Source organism: Neobacillus dielmonensis, from assembly GCF_000612665.1.
GTDB lineage: Bacteria > Bacillota > Bacilli > Bacillales > Cytobacillaceae > Neobacillus > Neobacillus dielmonensis.
Genome location: NZ_HG942053.1, coordinates 41,501 through 55,280 on the forward strand (window position 1 = coordinate 41,501; position 13,780 = coordinate 55,280).

General features: G+C 42.7%; 17 protein-coding genes. 9 read left to right on the forward strand and 8 right to left on the reverse strand.

Annotated elements, in window-relative coordinates; translation table 11 throughout:
- Positions 1-94: 94 nt before the first annotated feature.
- The gene (locus tag BN2425_RS09275) at positions 95-1,258 is read right to left on the reverse strand and encodes an endonuclease Q family protein (protein WP_042458073.1); all 1,164 of its coding nucleotides are present in this window, start codon (positions 1,256-1,258) and stop codon (positions 95-97) included.
- Positions 1,255-1,809 (reverse strand): NUDIX hydrolase, encoded by a 555-nt coding sequence (locus BN2425_RS09280; RefSeq protein ID WP_042458076.1) that lies wholly within the window; start codon positions 1,807-1,809, stop codon positions 1,255-1,257. The genes BN2425_RS09275 and BN2425_RS09280 overlap by 4 nt, the downstream gene beginning before the upstream one ends.
- A gap of 74 nt (positions 1,810-1,883) precedes the next feature.
- On the opposite strand from BN2425_RS09280, the gene mciZ reads away from it, so the two are divergent.
- Complete coding sequence (gene mciZ / locus BN2425_RS09285) at positions 1,884-2,012, forward strand: Z-ring formation inhibitor MciZ (RefSeq protein ID WP_074433034.1); 129 nt, start codon at positions 1,884-1,886, stop codon at positions 2,010-2,012.
- A gap of 63 nt (positions 2,013-2,075) precedes the next feature.
- Positions 2,076-2,987, forward strand: a complete 912-nt coding sequence (locus tag BN2425_RS09290; RefSeq protein WP_042458079.1) for an aldo/keto reductase — start codon at positions 2,076-2,078, stop codon at positions 2,985-2,987.
- A gap of 24 nt (positions 2,988-3,011) precedes the next feature.
- Here BN2425_RS09290 and BN2425_RS09295 read toward each other — a convergent pair whose 3' ends face one another.
- Together BN2425_RS09295 and BN2425_RS09300 are read right to left on the reverse strand one after the other, a co-directional pair.
- Positions 3,012-3,542, reverse strand: a complete 531-nt coding sequence (locus tag BN2425_RS09295; RefSeq protein ID WP_235714595.1) for a GrpB family protein — start codon at positions 3,540-3,542, stop codon at positions 3,012-3,014.
- Complete coding sequence (locus BN2425_RS09300; protein WP_042458081.1) at positions 3,539-3,790, reverse strand: YqkE family protein; 252 nt, start codon at positions 3,788-3,790, stop codon at positions 3,539-3,541. Before BN2425_RS09300 ends, BN2425_RS09295 begins: the two co-directional genes overlap by 4 nt.
- Before the next feature lie 177 nt (positions 3,791-3,967).
- Here BN2425_RS09300 and BN2425_RS09305 point away from each other — a divergent pair, with 177 nt between their 5' ends.
- From BN2425_RS09305 to BN2425_RS09315, 4 genes are all read left to right on the forward strand, one after another.
- Positions 3,968-4,882: a hydroxymethylglutaryl-CoA lyase gene (locus tag BN2425_RS09305; RefSeq protein WP_042458084.1), complete on the forward strand. Its 915-nt coding sequence runs from the start codon at positions 3,968-3,970 to the stop codon at positions 4,880-4,882.
- Positions 4,883-4,939: 57 nt separating this feature from the next.
- Positions 4,940-5,080 (forward strand): hypothetical protein, encoded by a 141-nt coding sequence (locus BN2425_RS22730; RefSeq protein WP_195891919.1) that lies wholly within the window; start codon positions 4,940-4,942, stop codon positions 5,078-5,080.
- A gap of 140 nt (positions 5,081-5,220) precedes the next feature.
- Positions 5,221-6,165 carry an alpha/beta hydrolase gene (locus BN2425_RS09310; RefSeq protein WP_042458087.1) on the forward strand — a complete coding sequence of 315 codons (945 nt, stop codon included), beginning with the start codon at positions 5,221-5,223 and terminating at the stop codon, positions 6,163-6,165.
- Positions 6,166-6,266: 101 nt separating this feature from the next.
- Positions 6,267-6,473 carry a CDGSH iron-sulfur domain-containing protein gene (locus BN2425_RS09315; protein WP_042458089.1) on the forward strand — a complete coding sequence of 69 codons (207 nt, stop codon included), beginning with the start codon at positions 6,267-6,269 and terminating at the stop codon, positions 6,471-6,473.
- A 41-nt stretch (positions 6,474-6,514) separates the two neighbouring features.
- On the opposite strand, the gene BN2425_RS09320 is transcribed toward BN2425_RS09315, so the two are convergent.
- Together BN2425_RS09320 and BN2425_RS09325 are read right to left on the reverse strand one after the other, a co-directional pair.
- The gene (locus tag BN2425_RS09320; RefSeq protein WP_042458092.1) at positions 6,515-6,850 is read right to left on the reverse strand and encodes a YolD-like family protein; all 336 of its coding nucleotides are present in this window, start codon (positions 6,848-6,850) and stop codon (positions 6,515-6,517) included.
- Between the two features lie 57 nt (positions 6,851-6,907).
- Complete coding sequence (locus BN2425_RS09325) at positions 6,908-8,167, reverse strand: Y-family DNA polymerase (RefSeq protein WP_042458094.1); 1,260 nt, start codon at positions 8,165-8,167, stop codon at positions 6,908-6,910.
- Positions 8,168-8,325: 158 nt separating this feature from the next.
- Here BN2425_RS09325 and BN2425_RS09330 point away from each other — a divergent pair, with 158 nt between their 5' ends.
- From BN2425_RS09330 to BN2425_RS09340, 3 genes are all read left to right on the forward strand, one after another.
- The gene (locus BN2425_RS09330) at positions 8,326-8,517 is read left to right on the forward strand and encodes a YqzH family protein (RefSeq protein WP_042458097.1); all 192 of its coding nucleotides are present in this window, start codon (positions 8,326-8,328) and stop codon (positions 8,515-8,517) included.
- A gap of 51 nt (positions 8,518-8,568) precedes the next feature.
- A complete protein-coding gene (locus BN2425_RS09335; protein ID WP_042458100.1) occupies positions 8,569-9,147 on the forward strand; it encodes a TetR/AcrR family transcriptional regulator in 579 nt (192 codons plus the stop codon).
- A 108-nt stretch (positions 9,148-9,255) separates the two neighbouring features.
- Entirely contained in the window at positions 9,256-11,364 is a 2,109-nt protein-coding gene (locus BN2425_RS09340; RefSeq protein ID WP_042458103.1) for an MMPL family transporter, read from the forward strand.
- A 96-nt stretch (positions 11,365-11,460) separates the two neighbouring features.
- Here the strand turns inward: BN2425_RS09340 and BN2425_RS09345 are convergent, their stop codons facing one another.
- Both BN2425_RS09345 and BN2425_RS09350 read right to left on the reverse strand, forming a co-directional pair.
- A complete protein-coding gene (locus tag BN2425_RS09345; protein WP_042458106.1) occupies positions 11,461-12,258 on the reverse strand; it encodes an SDR family NAD(P)-dependent oxidoreductase in 798 nt (265 codons plus the stop codon).
- Between the two features lie 29 nt (positions 12,259-12,287).
- On the reverse strand, positions 12,288-13,250 hold the full coding sequence (locus BN2425_RS09350; protein ID WP_042458109.1) for an MBL fold metallo-hydrolase: 963 nt from the start codon (positions 13,248-13,250) through the stop codon (positions 12,288-12,290).
- Between the last annotated feature and the right edge of the window lie 530 nt (positions 13,251-13,780).

Here is a 13,780-nt window from a genome sequence, read left to right on the forward strand (position 1 = left end):
CCTAGTATTTCTATGACAAATTTTAATAGATTTGAGGAAGGGCTTTTTAAATAGTGAAAACCTCGCGGAGTCCTCCGCGAGGTTGATTTCGTGTTTATTCTGATATTTTTCCGTATTTCCCACCGCCGCCAGCAGCTAAGATGATATTCCCTTCCCGCGCTTTCATAATCAAGTTAGCCATTTTTTCCGGGACGACCTGCCTTAGTGCATCAATCGGAACTTCATGTAATACTGCCATTTCACTGCCAAAATGGTCAACTAATTTTTCTAGGAGTCGTGGCCCCAATCCTGGTATAAATTCAAGCGGTACTTGATGAACATAAGGGGGGCGCCAGGAAGGACTAGAATCAGCGGTCTTTAATTCTAGAATTCGGTCCGCCACTCCCTTGATCACCTTATGACTACCGCACAAATCACAGATTTGGTCATCACTACCCAGCGGTTTTAAACATTCAGCACAAACAGTCTTGTGATATTTTCCCAGCAAAGGATCAAGTCCGTAATTTGCCATAATTCCCCTTCCATCTTCAGTGTTAAGGGCCTTATACAGTTCGGCAAATGTAGGCTCTTCCATTGCTACTATCTGATATTCTCGGGCAATCTTTGCCAGTGAATGAGCATCCGAATTCGTTACAAACGTGTAGTGATGGAGTTCCTCCAGTTGGTCTGCCATTTGGGTGTTAGAACTTAAGCCAAGCTCGATTCCATCTATCAAGTTTGGGTCAAACACTTCTGTCAAAGAGCGATTGACACCTTTTCCATAGAGACTCTTAAACGGTGTAAAAACATGAGCTGGTATAAAAATACCGCCCATTTCTTTTACTTTCCTCTGCAACACAAGTCCGGTAATGTATACCCGTTGCGAGCTAAGCTGAATATTTTTTAAATGGCCAGACAGCCATAGGGAAAACTCTTTCATTGCCTCTAGATGAGGCATAAAGCACAGGACATGAATTGGACCGTTGCATTGCTGATCATAGATCTCCAATTCAGAACCAAGAATAACCGTTAACTCGCCAAAAACCAAGCCACCATCGGGGTGCTCATAAACTTCCCCGCTGTCAATCAGACTTTCCATCTCCTCAATGACCTCCGGAGAATGGCTGTCAATAATGCCGACCATATGAAGCCCTTTTACATGCCTAGCATGTTCAATGATATTAGTAAATGTCAGCGTTTTGGCACCAGTAATTTTGACCGGTTTTCCTGTCCGGGTCCGTCCAATGTGAATATGTAAATCTACGTAATAGCGATTCATTTTGAACCTAACGCCTTTTGCAACTGTAAGTACTGAACAGCATAAATGGTTTTGGCGTCATAGATTTTCTGTTGTTCCACATATCGCAACGCTTCTTCAAGCGAGATTTCTTCCAGATTCACAAACTCATCTTCGTCAAGTCCGGCAGCATTTTCTTTTTTTGATAAGCCTCTAGCCAAAAATACATGAACGATTTCATCAGCAAATCCTGGAGAAGTATAGAATGATGTGATTCTTTCAAGACTTTTACACTCATAGCCTGTTTCTTCTTCCAGTTCTCTTCTTGCACACTCGGCAGGGTCTTCCCCTTGCTCTAATTTTCCGGCAGGTATTTCCACAATGGTTCTTTCTAGCGCCTTGCGGAACTGCTCTACCATCAAAATTTTATTGTCATCGGTAACAGCCAGTATGGCCACAGCCCCAGGATGTTTAATAATTTCCCGTTTCGAATAATTTCCATTTGGAAGTTCTACCTCCTGAACGTGCAGGCTGATGACTTTTCCTGTAAAAATTTCTTCACTGTTGATTGTTTTTTCTTCTAATTTGTTCATTTTCTGTCACTCCCGTTCTAATCCGTTCAACTGTCGACATACATTTTATCATACTTTAACTGGAGGGTATAAAGATGAAGGTGTATGTGCATGACAAAGGAATCACCCTTGCCGGCAAGTGCTGGGAAGTTCTTCAAAAGCTAAAAGAATATAACAAAGAATATGCAACTGTGTCAGAATGGATGAAAGCTGTTAAAAAGTAAGCTCTCGTTTGATAGTCTGCCCTGTTTTATATAAAATTGTAGAAAAGAACAGGGGGAATTTATTTGAAAAAAAGACAACTTGGCCACTCAGATTTATATGTAAGTGAACTTGGGCTTGGCTGCATGTCAATAGGAATAGATGAGAAGGCTGCCATCCAAATTATTGAAACAGCTTTAGAAGAAGGCATCAACTATTTTGATACCGCTGATTTATACGATATGGGTGAAAATGAAAAATTAGTCGGTAAAGCTTTGAAGAAAGTTCGCGACCAAGTGATTATCGCCACAAAGGTCGGAAATCGTTGGAAACCAGACAAAACTGGTTGGACGTGGGACCCTTCCAAGGCATATATAAAGGAAGCCGTTAAAGATAGCTTAAAAAGACTCGGAACCGATTACATTGACCTTTATCAACTGCATGGCGGCACGATTCAAGATCCAATTGATGAAACGATTGCCGCATTTGAGGAATTACAGGCAGAGGGGCTGATTCGTTATTATGGCATTTCCTCTATTCGTCCAAATGTCATTCGCGAGTATGTCAAGAAATCGAATCTGGTCTCTGTAATGATGCAATACAGTATGTTAGACCGCCGACCAGAGGAAGAGGTTTTGCCGCTGCTTAAGGAACATGGTATTAGCGTCGTTACTCGCGGGCCTGTCGCCAAAGGCCTGTTAAGCGATAAGCTATTGGAAAAAGCATCTACTAGCGGCTATTTGGATTATAGTTTGCAAGAATTGCAAGAGATTCTGCCCCTATTAAAACAAAAACTGGCAGCAACCCGTCCATTTGCCGAGGTGGCACTGCAATATAATCTGGCCAACCCTGCCGTTGCTTCTGTCGTCACAGGTGCCAGCAGTCCGGAGCAGGTCAGACAAAATGCTGCTGCTGTAAGAAGTAGGCTGCTCTCTGAGGATGAGTTAGCGATTATTAAGAAGTTTACAAAAGCAAATACGTATAAAGAGCATAGATAAAAGGAGAACCGCTTGGTTCTCCTTTTATCTGTTTTTTACCCACTCTATGGCTTTTCTCTCAATTTCTTTGACGATTGAGTTTTTATAATTTATATAGGATTCAATATCAGCAGGAAACTGCATGGCAGCGGTTATTTTTACTTCTCCATAACGCTTCGCAGCTTCCGGATTCTGACATAAATAGTCTCGAAAAATCAGGTGGCGGTCAATTTCCGGGCTGCCTGATTGAAAGGCGTGGAGATGATAGAGGCGTTCACCGCTGGCATTGTTTTTAATAAAAAATCTTCTCCCCGGTATTCCATTTTCTCCTTTTGCGATATAGCCTTCTGCCTCAAAGATTGGAATAGCCTCGTCAAAAAGCGTTATATCATCAGCTTCCGCAAGTAAATCAATAATTGGTTTTGCTATCATCCCCGGCACCGAAGTACTCCCAATATGGTGAATTTTCACATCATGAGTCACGAAAATACTTTTAATCCTTTGGCTTTCCTGCTGAAAAAGTTCTACCCATTCTCTCCGATATGGCACTACCTCTACTTGACGCACGCTCATCATTTGAATTCCTTCCAATTCATACCGCTTTCATTCAGCAATTCTTCAAACGATTTGTTTTTTTCTTTTAACCTTCTTTCTTCCCGCTTCCTCTGTTCTTCTGCTTCGAGTCGTTTTTCTTCTTCCGCTCTCAACTGCTCTTTTTGCTCCGTCAACTGTTTCAGCAAGCTGGGATTAATCCGGTCTTTTAATGTAACAGCTGATTCGTCCTTTTTCGGTTTGGCTGTTGGTTTATTATGCTTTTTCCTCATCCTATGACTCTCCTTAAAGAACTACTATTTTTATTATTATAGCACCATTAAAAGGCTAAATCATTTGAAAAGAGTTATGAAATCGCTGCTTTTTTCCAAAAATTCCCTTTATTCTTGATTTTAGCTGAGTATCCCTCCACAATAAAAGTATGTTGCATAGGAGGAGGTACAGAATGAATGGTTATTTTACCGAAAGAAGTAACGATTATTGAAGTAGGTCCGCGCGATGGCTTGCAAAATGAAAAGGCCTTCATTCCAACCAATGTTAAAAAGCAATTCATATCAGCCTTAAAAACGTCGGGAATACAGGAGTTGGAGCTGACTTCCTTTGTGTCGCCAAAGTGGGTGCCGCAAATGAGTGATGCAGCTGATATTGTGGCGGACTGCGTGGACGGGAAAACAAGAAATATTGTCCTTGTCCCTAACCGAAAAGGCCTCGAACGGGTCTACTCTACTAGCTGCAGGGCCGTTGCCGTGTTTGTTGGAGTAAGTAATAGCTTTAATCAGAAAAATATCAATAAAGCAACAAAGGACAGTCTTAACGAGTTGATTCCCATGATTAGAGAGCTAAAAGAAAAACATTATTTTATACGCGCCTGCATTTCCACAGCATTTTATTGCCCATATGAAGGGAAAATCAGCGAAGTGGATACGCTCAGGTTATGCCGGGAATTTGTTAATGCCGGTGTTGATGAGTTAAGTATTGCGGACACCATTGGAATGGCAGCACCCTCCGAAGCCTACTCCCTGTTTTCACAATTAAACCGAGAATTTAACCATGTACTGCTGACCGCCCATTTCCATGACACAAGAAAAATGGCACTTGCAAATATTTTGGCTTCACTTCAAGCCGGTATTACTCGATTTGACACATCTGCAGGCGGCCTTGGGGGCTGCCCATTTGCCCCCGGGGCCAGCGGTAATGCAGCAACCGAGGATGTAGTTTACATGCTCGAACGGATGGGGATCAGCACAGGCGTTGATCTAACGAAGTTAGCTGCTGCCATTGACATCGTCCGCCCTCATCTTTCCAGATCCATTGATAGTGGTTTTTACCCCTTGCAAAAACAGACTACGGAATCTCATGAATAATGACCTATTCTTCTATGCATCTTATTAAATGAGAACATCTCGAAGGGAGATTAATTCATGAGTCAAAAACGTGATAAAGGGTATAGTCAAAAAGGGAAAAGTTATGCAGAATCAGCTGGTGGAGGCAAGCGGCTGATGGCTGCTGAAGAAGTAGAAAAGGCCACTCACCCGACAAAACGACATAATGCAGAATCTTAATTTAAATCATCTAAATAATCAGAGCCGCTAATTGGTATCAGCGGCTTTTTCTTTGTTAAAATAAGTTTGTAAAAATATCCAGCGTGTTGCATTTAGGCTCATCTACTGTTGTTATACTTCTACTTCTGGGGGTGCCAAACGTGAAAAAGGCATTGCGTATTCTGTTTTTTATGTTATTTTTTTGGCTTGCGATCGGTTTATATTTTACAAACCGCTTGATGTATATAAAGAAAAAGGATGAGGATTTCATCCTGCAGCGGGAGAAAGATGCAGGAAGGTTTAATCCTGAGGAATTAAAGTCTCTGCCAATCCGTGATGTGGACGTTCCTTCACCATTCGGTTATAACATTAAAGCTTGGCTGGTCGAACCCCATCACACTAATCGCTACGTGATTGTCTCTCATGGGGTAACCGAAACCAAAATCAATTCCGTTAAGTATATGAAACTTTTTCTCGACCGTGGCTTTAACACCTTAATTTATGACCATCGCCGCCATGGTGAATCTGGCGGTAAAACAACCAGCTTCGGCCACTTTGAAAAATTCGATTTAAAGGCGGTTGTGGACTGGTTGAAACACGAGAAAGGCGATGATTTGCTTTTGGGGATTCACGGGGAATCCATGGGGGCTGCAACCATGCTCCTGTATGCCGGATTGCTAGAGGATGGTGCTGATTTTTACGTGGCGGACTGTCCGTTTTCTGATTTTAAAGAACAGCTTTCACATGTGATTAAACGGGATTTCAAAATTCGCCCTGGGCTCTTGCTGCCAATCGGAGATTTGTTGTTGCGCCTGCGGGATAAATACTCCATCCGAAGTGTGTCTCCAATTTCGGTCATTGAAAATATTAAAAAACCGATTTTGTTTATTCACAGCCAAGATGATGATTTTATTTTGCCATCAATGACAAATGATTTATATGAGCATAAACAAGGTCCCAAAATGATTTATATCGCCGAAAACGGCCGCCATGCCCAGTCATTTAATGAAAACCGCGCAGATTATGAACGCGTGGTGGACGAATTTTTAGATAAGTATGTGCTGCAGAGCCCGGTTACAATGGTTAATCCATTTTCGTACCGATAATTTTTTCACTAAGAAGAGTTATTGCGCCTATATACTCTTGAACTTTCCTCATTTTCCATTTATTCTCATAATAACATAACTTTTTTGAAGGGGTGCTATTGATGTCAAAGGTGCAAATCAAAGTAAATGATAATGGGTCTTTACGAATTACTGGTGATGTGGAGTTATTGGATGGCGAGGGCAATGTTTATTCTACAAAGCCATCCTTTTCCCTATGTCGCTGTGGAAGAAGCAATAACAAACCTTTCTGTGATGGCTCCCACAAAGGCAATTTCCAATCACAAGTCCGTGTGCCAAAAGAAGAATAAACTCAAAACAGCGGCCTGATGCGTGTCAGCCGCTGTTACCATTATAAATCCGTCATCCGTATATCGACGATTACCTCGATGGGAATCCGATGTGCCTCTTCAAAATGGTCAACCACATGCAGTTTCTGGGCTAGTTCATCCCAATAATGAATTTTTCCGATGACGATTTCATAGCGATGATTCCTAAAATAGGTAATGGTGACAGTTTGATCAAATTCAATTGCCTCTGATAATGTTTCGTTCATGAGTTCAAGCTGTTGCTCATCCATTTCTTTCGGCTGTTCATACTGATCTTCCTTTACCCAATCCCTGAGCATTTTTACGTGTTCAGGCAGCATCATCGACGTCCATTTTATTCTTCCACGGTCTCGAATCATCCGCCTCACCTCTTTTCATATCGAAAACACTGCAAACGGTGCTTCCGCTTTTTCTGGTTACATTTTATGCCCGCCTACAAGAGTAGCCCGGTGTTTGGCTGTTCCGCCCGAAGTATAGGAAACCGCCCTTAAGAGAGAACCCGGACCAAACCGCCTGCGGACCGAGTCCACCACATAGCCAAGCTCCCGCCTTTTGTAAGCCCCCATGTCAAACAGATCGAGCTGCATCTCACAGTCATCAACAATATTGCCAAGCGAAATTGAAATTTGCCGAACTGTCTTGCCGCTATAATGCTCGTGAAATAATTCCAGGCACACCCGGTAAAGATCCATTGTCACGTTGGTCGGATCCTTGACGGTTCTGGCTCGGTTAAAACCGCCGCCAAATTCATCCTGGCTATAGCCGACTCCGAGAGTCACCGTCCGGCCCGCCTTGTGCCGAGTCCTCGCCCTTCTAGCGACCTCCTCACACATCTCCAAAATGACATGCTTAATTTCCTTTTCATCTTTATAATCACGAAGCAAAATTTGGCTTTTGCCAAAACTGATTTGCCCCTCAATAATCGGTGCCCCCAAATCGGAAAGGTCTACCCCCCAGGCGTGATGGTAAAGTTGATTTCCCATAATGCCGAATTTCTTTTCCAATTTTTCTAAGTCATAGCGGGCGAGCTGACCAACGTTAAAAATCCCCATGCCATTTAAGGTTTTTTCGACCCTTCGGCCAATCCCCCACATTTCTCGTAACGGGGATACCTTCCAAAGCTTCGTCTCTACATCATCATAGGTCCACTCGGCAATCCCGTGGTGCTTGGCATCGAGGTCCAAACAAAGCTTTGCCAATAACATATTGGGGCCAATCCCGACGGCACATGGCAGCTGAAATTCCCGCTCAATATCGTCCTTAATTTTTTTAGCAATTGTCTGAGCATCCCCCCATAAATGCAGGGCCCCGTCTACCTTAATAAAGCTTTCATCGACACTATAGACGTGAATGGCTTCTTTCGGTACATAACGGTTGAACACGCGGGTAATTTCTGTCGATATCCGTAAATAGGTTGCCATCTTAGGCTCGACAATTTGAATCCGGGGATCGTTAGGAATCTCGAACAACCGGGAGCCCGTTTTGATGCCGAACTCTTTTTTTAACCGCGGTGAAGCAGCCAGCACGACACTCCCCTGGCGATCTTTATCACCGACAATAGCGATATAAGCATCCAAAGGATCCAATCCCAGCATGACAGCCGAGCAACTGGCATAAAAACTCTTCATGTCTACACATAAAATTTTATTTTGCGGCAGCGTGCTGTAATCAATCATAACTTTTTCCCTCTTCACATCATTATCGAACATCTGTTCTTTATTATATCTATTATCTTAAGCGAATATGCGTTCGTATTCAATGGAAATTTTTTGCCACATTTCCAAGCTGGCGCTTATCCGGAAAAGCAGTATAATGATGGATGAGGTGTTTGCCGATGGAAGAAAAGCTGATTGTTAAAATGATCCTGAACTGTTTTAGCCAATATGGAGATACCGATTCAGCACCAATAGGCGAACAGGAATTAAATGAGTTGGTTAGGCAGATTGTCCAAACCAAACAGCAAAACCCAAATACAGATTTGTATGAAGTGATTAATGACAAAGTGTATGAATTTTTAACGGGTTGACTTTTAGTAAAAAGAGTTAAAAAGATACGTAATTTTAGTGAGGTGTGGTATATGGCACGTGAGCGTAAATTCACTACGGGAGATTTATTTTTGGCAACCGAGCAAATTTTGCTCCAGCACGGCTATGAAGGGTTTACCTTTAGTCTGCTAGCAGAACAATTAGAAGTCTCAAGAGGAACAATTTATAAATACTTTGAAAATCGCGAGGAACTGATCACCGATTATATGATTTATGAAATGGAGAAATTTCTAGCAGAATTGAAGCAAATGGATGTAATCGGTAACTTTGATGAGCAATTCACTTTTTTATTAAAGCTCATGTTTAAAAATACTGCGGTACCACATATGATTGAAATTGGGCGACGAATTCCAGTCAATGATAATCAAAAGGTGAAGCAGAATATTGAACGGCTGGGGCAGCTGCATTTTGAGATGTACAACTATTGTCAAAGACTCATCACAAAAGGAAAGCTGGAGCAAAAAATTAAAACTTCTATTCCAGATTCGATTATGATCGGGATGATTTTTCAATCCATTATGATTCCGAATCGGTTGCAAATTCCCCAATCTGAATGGATTGCTTCGATAAAAGAAATGCTGTGCCATGGAATGTTAAAACTAACTAATTGACACTAGTGTCACTTTGAAAGATAATGATGATGACAAACGCCGCTAAATAAAGTGGACTTAAAGTGACACTTATGTCACTTTTATTATGTTTTGAAAGGGGAGAACAGGATGAAGACATTTTTACAAGCGGTTACCGACCGCGTCTCCACCAAAAAAGGGATGTGGATCACCTTGGCGGCCTGGTTGGTCATTACGATGATCCTGGCGATGTTTGCGCCAAGTGTTCGGGATTATGAAGCTTCCAAAATCGACTCACTTCCAGATGATGCTAAATCAGTTGTTGCCCAAAGCAAAGTTGACCAGTATTTTGACAACAATGACGGAACACCGGCGATCCTAGTATTTCAAGCAAAGAAGGGTGAAGTAGAATATTCCACGCTTGCTGCCCTATTAGACAAAATTGAAACTGATAAAATAAATGGTGTCCAGCAGGTAGTTTCCTTATCGAAACTGCCGCCGCAAGCAGCCTCAGGATTTTTTTCAGCGGATAAAACAACCGCTGTGATTCCATTGACGTTCGATGCCTCGATTGAAACTAAGGAAATGCGGACATCTATCGAACAAATCAACAAGGTGGTACAAGATTCATCCGACTTGAAATTATATGTAACCGGCCCTGCCGGAATTGCCACCGATACACTGGATCTATTTTCCCGTGCTGATTTTGTTCTATTGTTTTCAACAGTCGGACTTATTTTAGTATTATTAATTGTCATTTACCGTTCGCCGCTGCTGGCATTGATTCCGCTCTTGGCCGCCGTGTTCGTTTATGAGGTGGTCACCCAAATTCTTGGCATTATGGGGGCATCCGGGCTAGTCATGAGCAGTCAGACGGTCTCAATAATGTCGATCTTATTGTTTGCAGCAGTAATTGACTATTCCTTGTTTGTTTTCTCTCGCTATCGTGAAGAGCTTAAACTACACGAAAGCAAATATGAAGCGATGCAGGCGGCGATGAGAGAAACCGGGATGCCGGTGTTCTTTTCCGGCGGTACCGTCTTGGCGGCCATGCTGGTGCTATTTTTTGCCAAATTCGGCGATTACCGCAACTTTGCACCAACCTTTGCGACGACGATGGTCGTCATTATGATTGCCTCAGTCACACTCGTTCCAGCCTTATTTACATTATTTGGCCGGAAATCGTTCTGGCCGAGAATTCCCCACGTTGGTGAGCAAGTCATTCACAAGCAGACGCTTTGGGTGAAGATTGGCCGGTTCGTCGCGGGCAAGCCGGGCCTATCCGTTGCAGTCATTGGACTATTTTTGGTGATTGCCGCCAGCAATATGTTCAATTTAAAGTATGAATTTGACACAATGAAATCTTTCCCTGAGGATATGCCTTCCCGACAAGGATATGAAATCTTGGGAGATAAATTTGAGGCGGGCGACCTAGCGCCAACGACGGTTTTGTTTGAATCAAAACATGCCCTAACAGCTGAGCAGCAAGTAGAGCTGAAGAATACGCTTGAAAACCAGCAACTAGTCAGCAATGTCCGCATAAATGGGGTAACAGATGATCAAAAAGTGATCAACTACAGCCTGACGTTCAAAGAGAATCCATATGCTGTGAAAACCATTGATGCAATGAAACAAATCACCAATAAAAGTGAAACGATCATCAAGGACAGCGGTCTGGATGGAGTACTTTATTTTTCCGGAGAAACGGCCACAAAAGTCGACGAACGCGATGTAAACAATCGGGACGTCATCCTGATTGTCATCCTGGAAACAATATTAATTTTCGTCCTGTTGATTGTATTAACGAAATCAATCAAAATGCCGATTTACATGATGGGAACGATTCTGGTGTCCTTTCTAGCAGCCCTTGGACTCGGGATGTTCTTAACCAATCTGTTCTTTGATATCAGTTCGATTAGCGACCGTGTCCCGCTATATTCATTTGTCTTCTTGGTGGCGCTTGGAATTGACTACAATATTATGCTGATTTCCCGGTACCAAGAAGAGAGGCAGACTCACTCCGTCAAGGAAGCGGTGGAAATTGCCGTTGCCAATACCGGCGGCGTCATTTCTTCGGCGGGAATTATCCTCGGGGCCACATTTGCGGTGTTGATGACCCAGCCAATTGAATTGTTATTTGTCTTTGGCTTTATTGTGGCAGTCGGAATTATCTTGGATACGTTCTTGATTAGGGGGATTTTATTGCCTGGTTTGATTGTGCTTATTGAAAAGGATAAGCAGGTAAGTACAGAAAAATAAGGTCATTGAGCTTTAGGTACATTATATCAGGAACTTACAGATAAAAAGGAGTTTGCTTCAATCGAAGCAAACTCCTTTTTTGTATAAAACATTTCTCTACTTCTTATTTAGCACTTTTTTCCCGATCCGTTCAAACAATCGAGGAAATAAAACGTAGATGGCACTCCCCATATTCATCCAGCGAGGCAGGTTGATCTCCCTTGTTTTCGTCAGCATACTGTCGACAACCTTGCGAGCTACAAACTCCGGCTGAAGCATAAAGCCTTGGACATTTTTGACGTATGTTCCCTTTTCATCAGCAATGTTGAAAAAGTTGGTGGCAATCGGTCCCGGATTAACTGTAGTGACTTGAATATTAAAATGGTCCACTTCCATTCTAAGGGCATTGGAATACCCGAGAACTGCATGCTTGGTGGCAGAATACACGCTGGATTTGGGTGTCGCGATTTTGCCCGCTTGTGAGGCAATATTGATGATATGGCCGAAGTGCCGCTCACGCATTTGCGGCAGCACCATGCTTGTGCAGGCCATTAACCCGACAACATTGACCTCAAACATTCCCTTGATTTCGTCCATCCTAGCTTCATGTGCTTCACGAAACACACCAAATCCGGCGTTATTGACCAAAATATCAATATCTCCAATCACACGAAAAATTTGGTCAAAGACCTCCCGGACTTGGTCGGTATTGGCGACATTCAATTGAAAAACTTCCACATTTACTCCATGCTTTTGCTCCAGTTCGCTTTCAAGCTGCCGCAGCTTGTCGATGCTTCGGGCCAGCAGCACCAGATTGGCCCCGCTAGCGGCACAGAGTTTGGCAATCTCGGCCCCGATTCCACCAGATGCCCCCGTAATGACAATATTTTTACCTTTTAGCCTTTCTCTTGCCATATCAACACCTCATCTGACTTATCCTGTCTTTACGCCTTAGCAAAAAATCGTACAGGCTGTGTATCTATACTATTAATTTCTCCAATGGATGCCAAATAATCAAGTTGTGCCACTGTTTCCGACAGCGTAAGCATGAGCTGCTGTTTATAAGCGGCCGGAAACAGCCGCTGACAAATATCAAATGCAGTAAGCTGTTCATGTTTAAGCCACTCATTGACTTTCATGGCACGCTCATGTTGCCGGATCAGCCGTGTTTCAACAAGTTCTTTTAGTTCGAATACCTCATTGCCATGTCCGGTGTAAACCATTTTAATCGGATAAGATAACAGCTTCTGCATTGAATGATTATGCTGCAGTTGCGGTTTCGGACGATTCGTTTCTCCAGGAACTGGCGGCTCCATGAGTGGATTGGGCGAAATATGTGCTAAAATAACGTCGCCACCAATGAGAACACCATCTATTTGCCGATATAGAGCAATTTGACTTTGGGCATGGCCCGGCGTTTCAATCGCTTGCCATTCAGGCAGTCCTGGCGGCCGCATCCCCTCTGTCAGATGGCCCGTTAAGGAACGGCTGCACGAATACTTCAGCATATTTGCAAAGTTTCCACCATACTGAGAAAGCTCTTGCGGGACACCTGCTTTCTGTAACATGTTGTTAAAAAACTCCTTCAGCTGGTGAAAAAATTCTTCCGTCGGGTAAATCCAACGCTCATTGAACGGATGTCCGATGACCTCGAGAGAATCAGGAAAAAAGTCAAGCATACCGGCATGATCAGGATGGTCGTGAGTAAGCACTACCTGGTCAATATCTTTAGGGGATAGATGAAGCTCCTGTAATTGAAAATTAAGCGAATCCCACGCCTCTTTGGTTTTAGGGCCAGCATCTACTAGTGTCAAGGCATCGCCTTTAATCAAATAAATATTTACATCCCCAACAGGAAAAGGGGTCGGGAGAGTTATCTTAGCAATTCCGTTTTTCCATTCGGTCATGAACAAAACTCCTTAGTTAGTATGGTTAAATAATGTTTCCGTTTCCATCTGGTAAATTTTATGAAGTGTTTTCTATTATGAACTAAAGTTTAGCGTTTTTTTTTAAGAATGTCATTATTTTTGCAAAGTGTTTTAACAAAGATTTTTAAAATTCGGCCAATTATTCTATTGACAGACATGTATCTTATCTTGCATAATCACTATTAAAATTAAATTTTTCATGCAATGACGAAGGCCAGTAAATGTGAAATGGTGAAAGAGAGTGAAGTCCACAGGCTGAAAGGCTTCATCCCCCGCTTACTCATTGAACCTACCTTATGAGCATTTAGGAAAACCTGACGTAATCCCGGCGTTAACGGGCTCAAGTGGACTCTAATGAAGGCTTTTTTAGAGTAAATGAAGGTGGTACCGCGGAAGCTTCAAGACCTTTCGTCCTTTACGGATGAGGGTCTTTTTATTTGGCTCTGTTAAACGATACTATTGATTTTTTTAACTCTGTTGATTGGAGCAGAAGGCGCTCGACTCCTGCG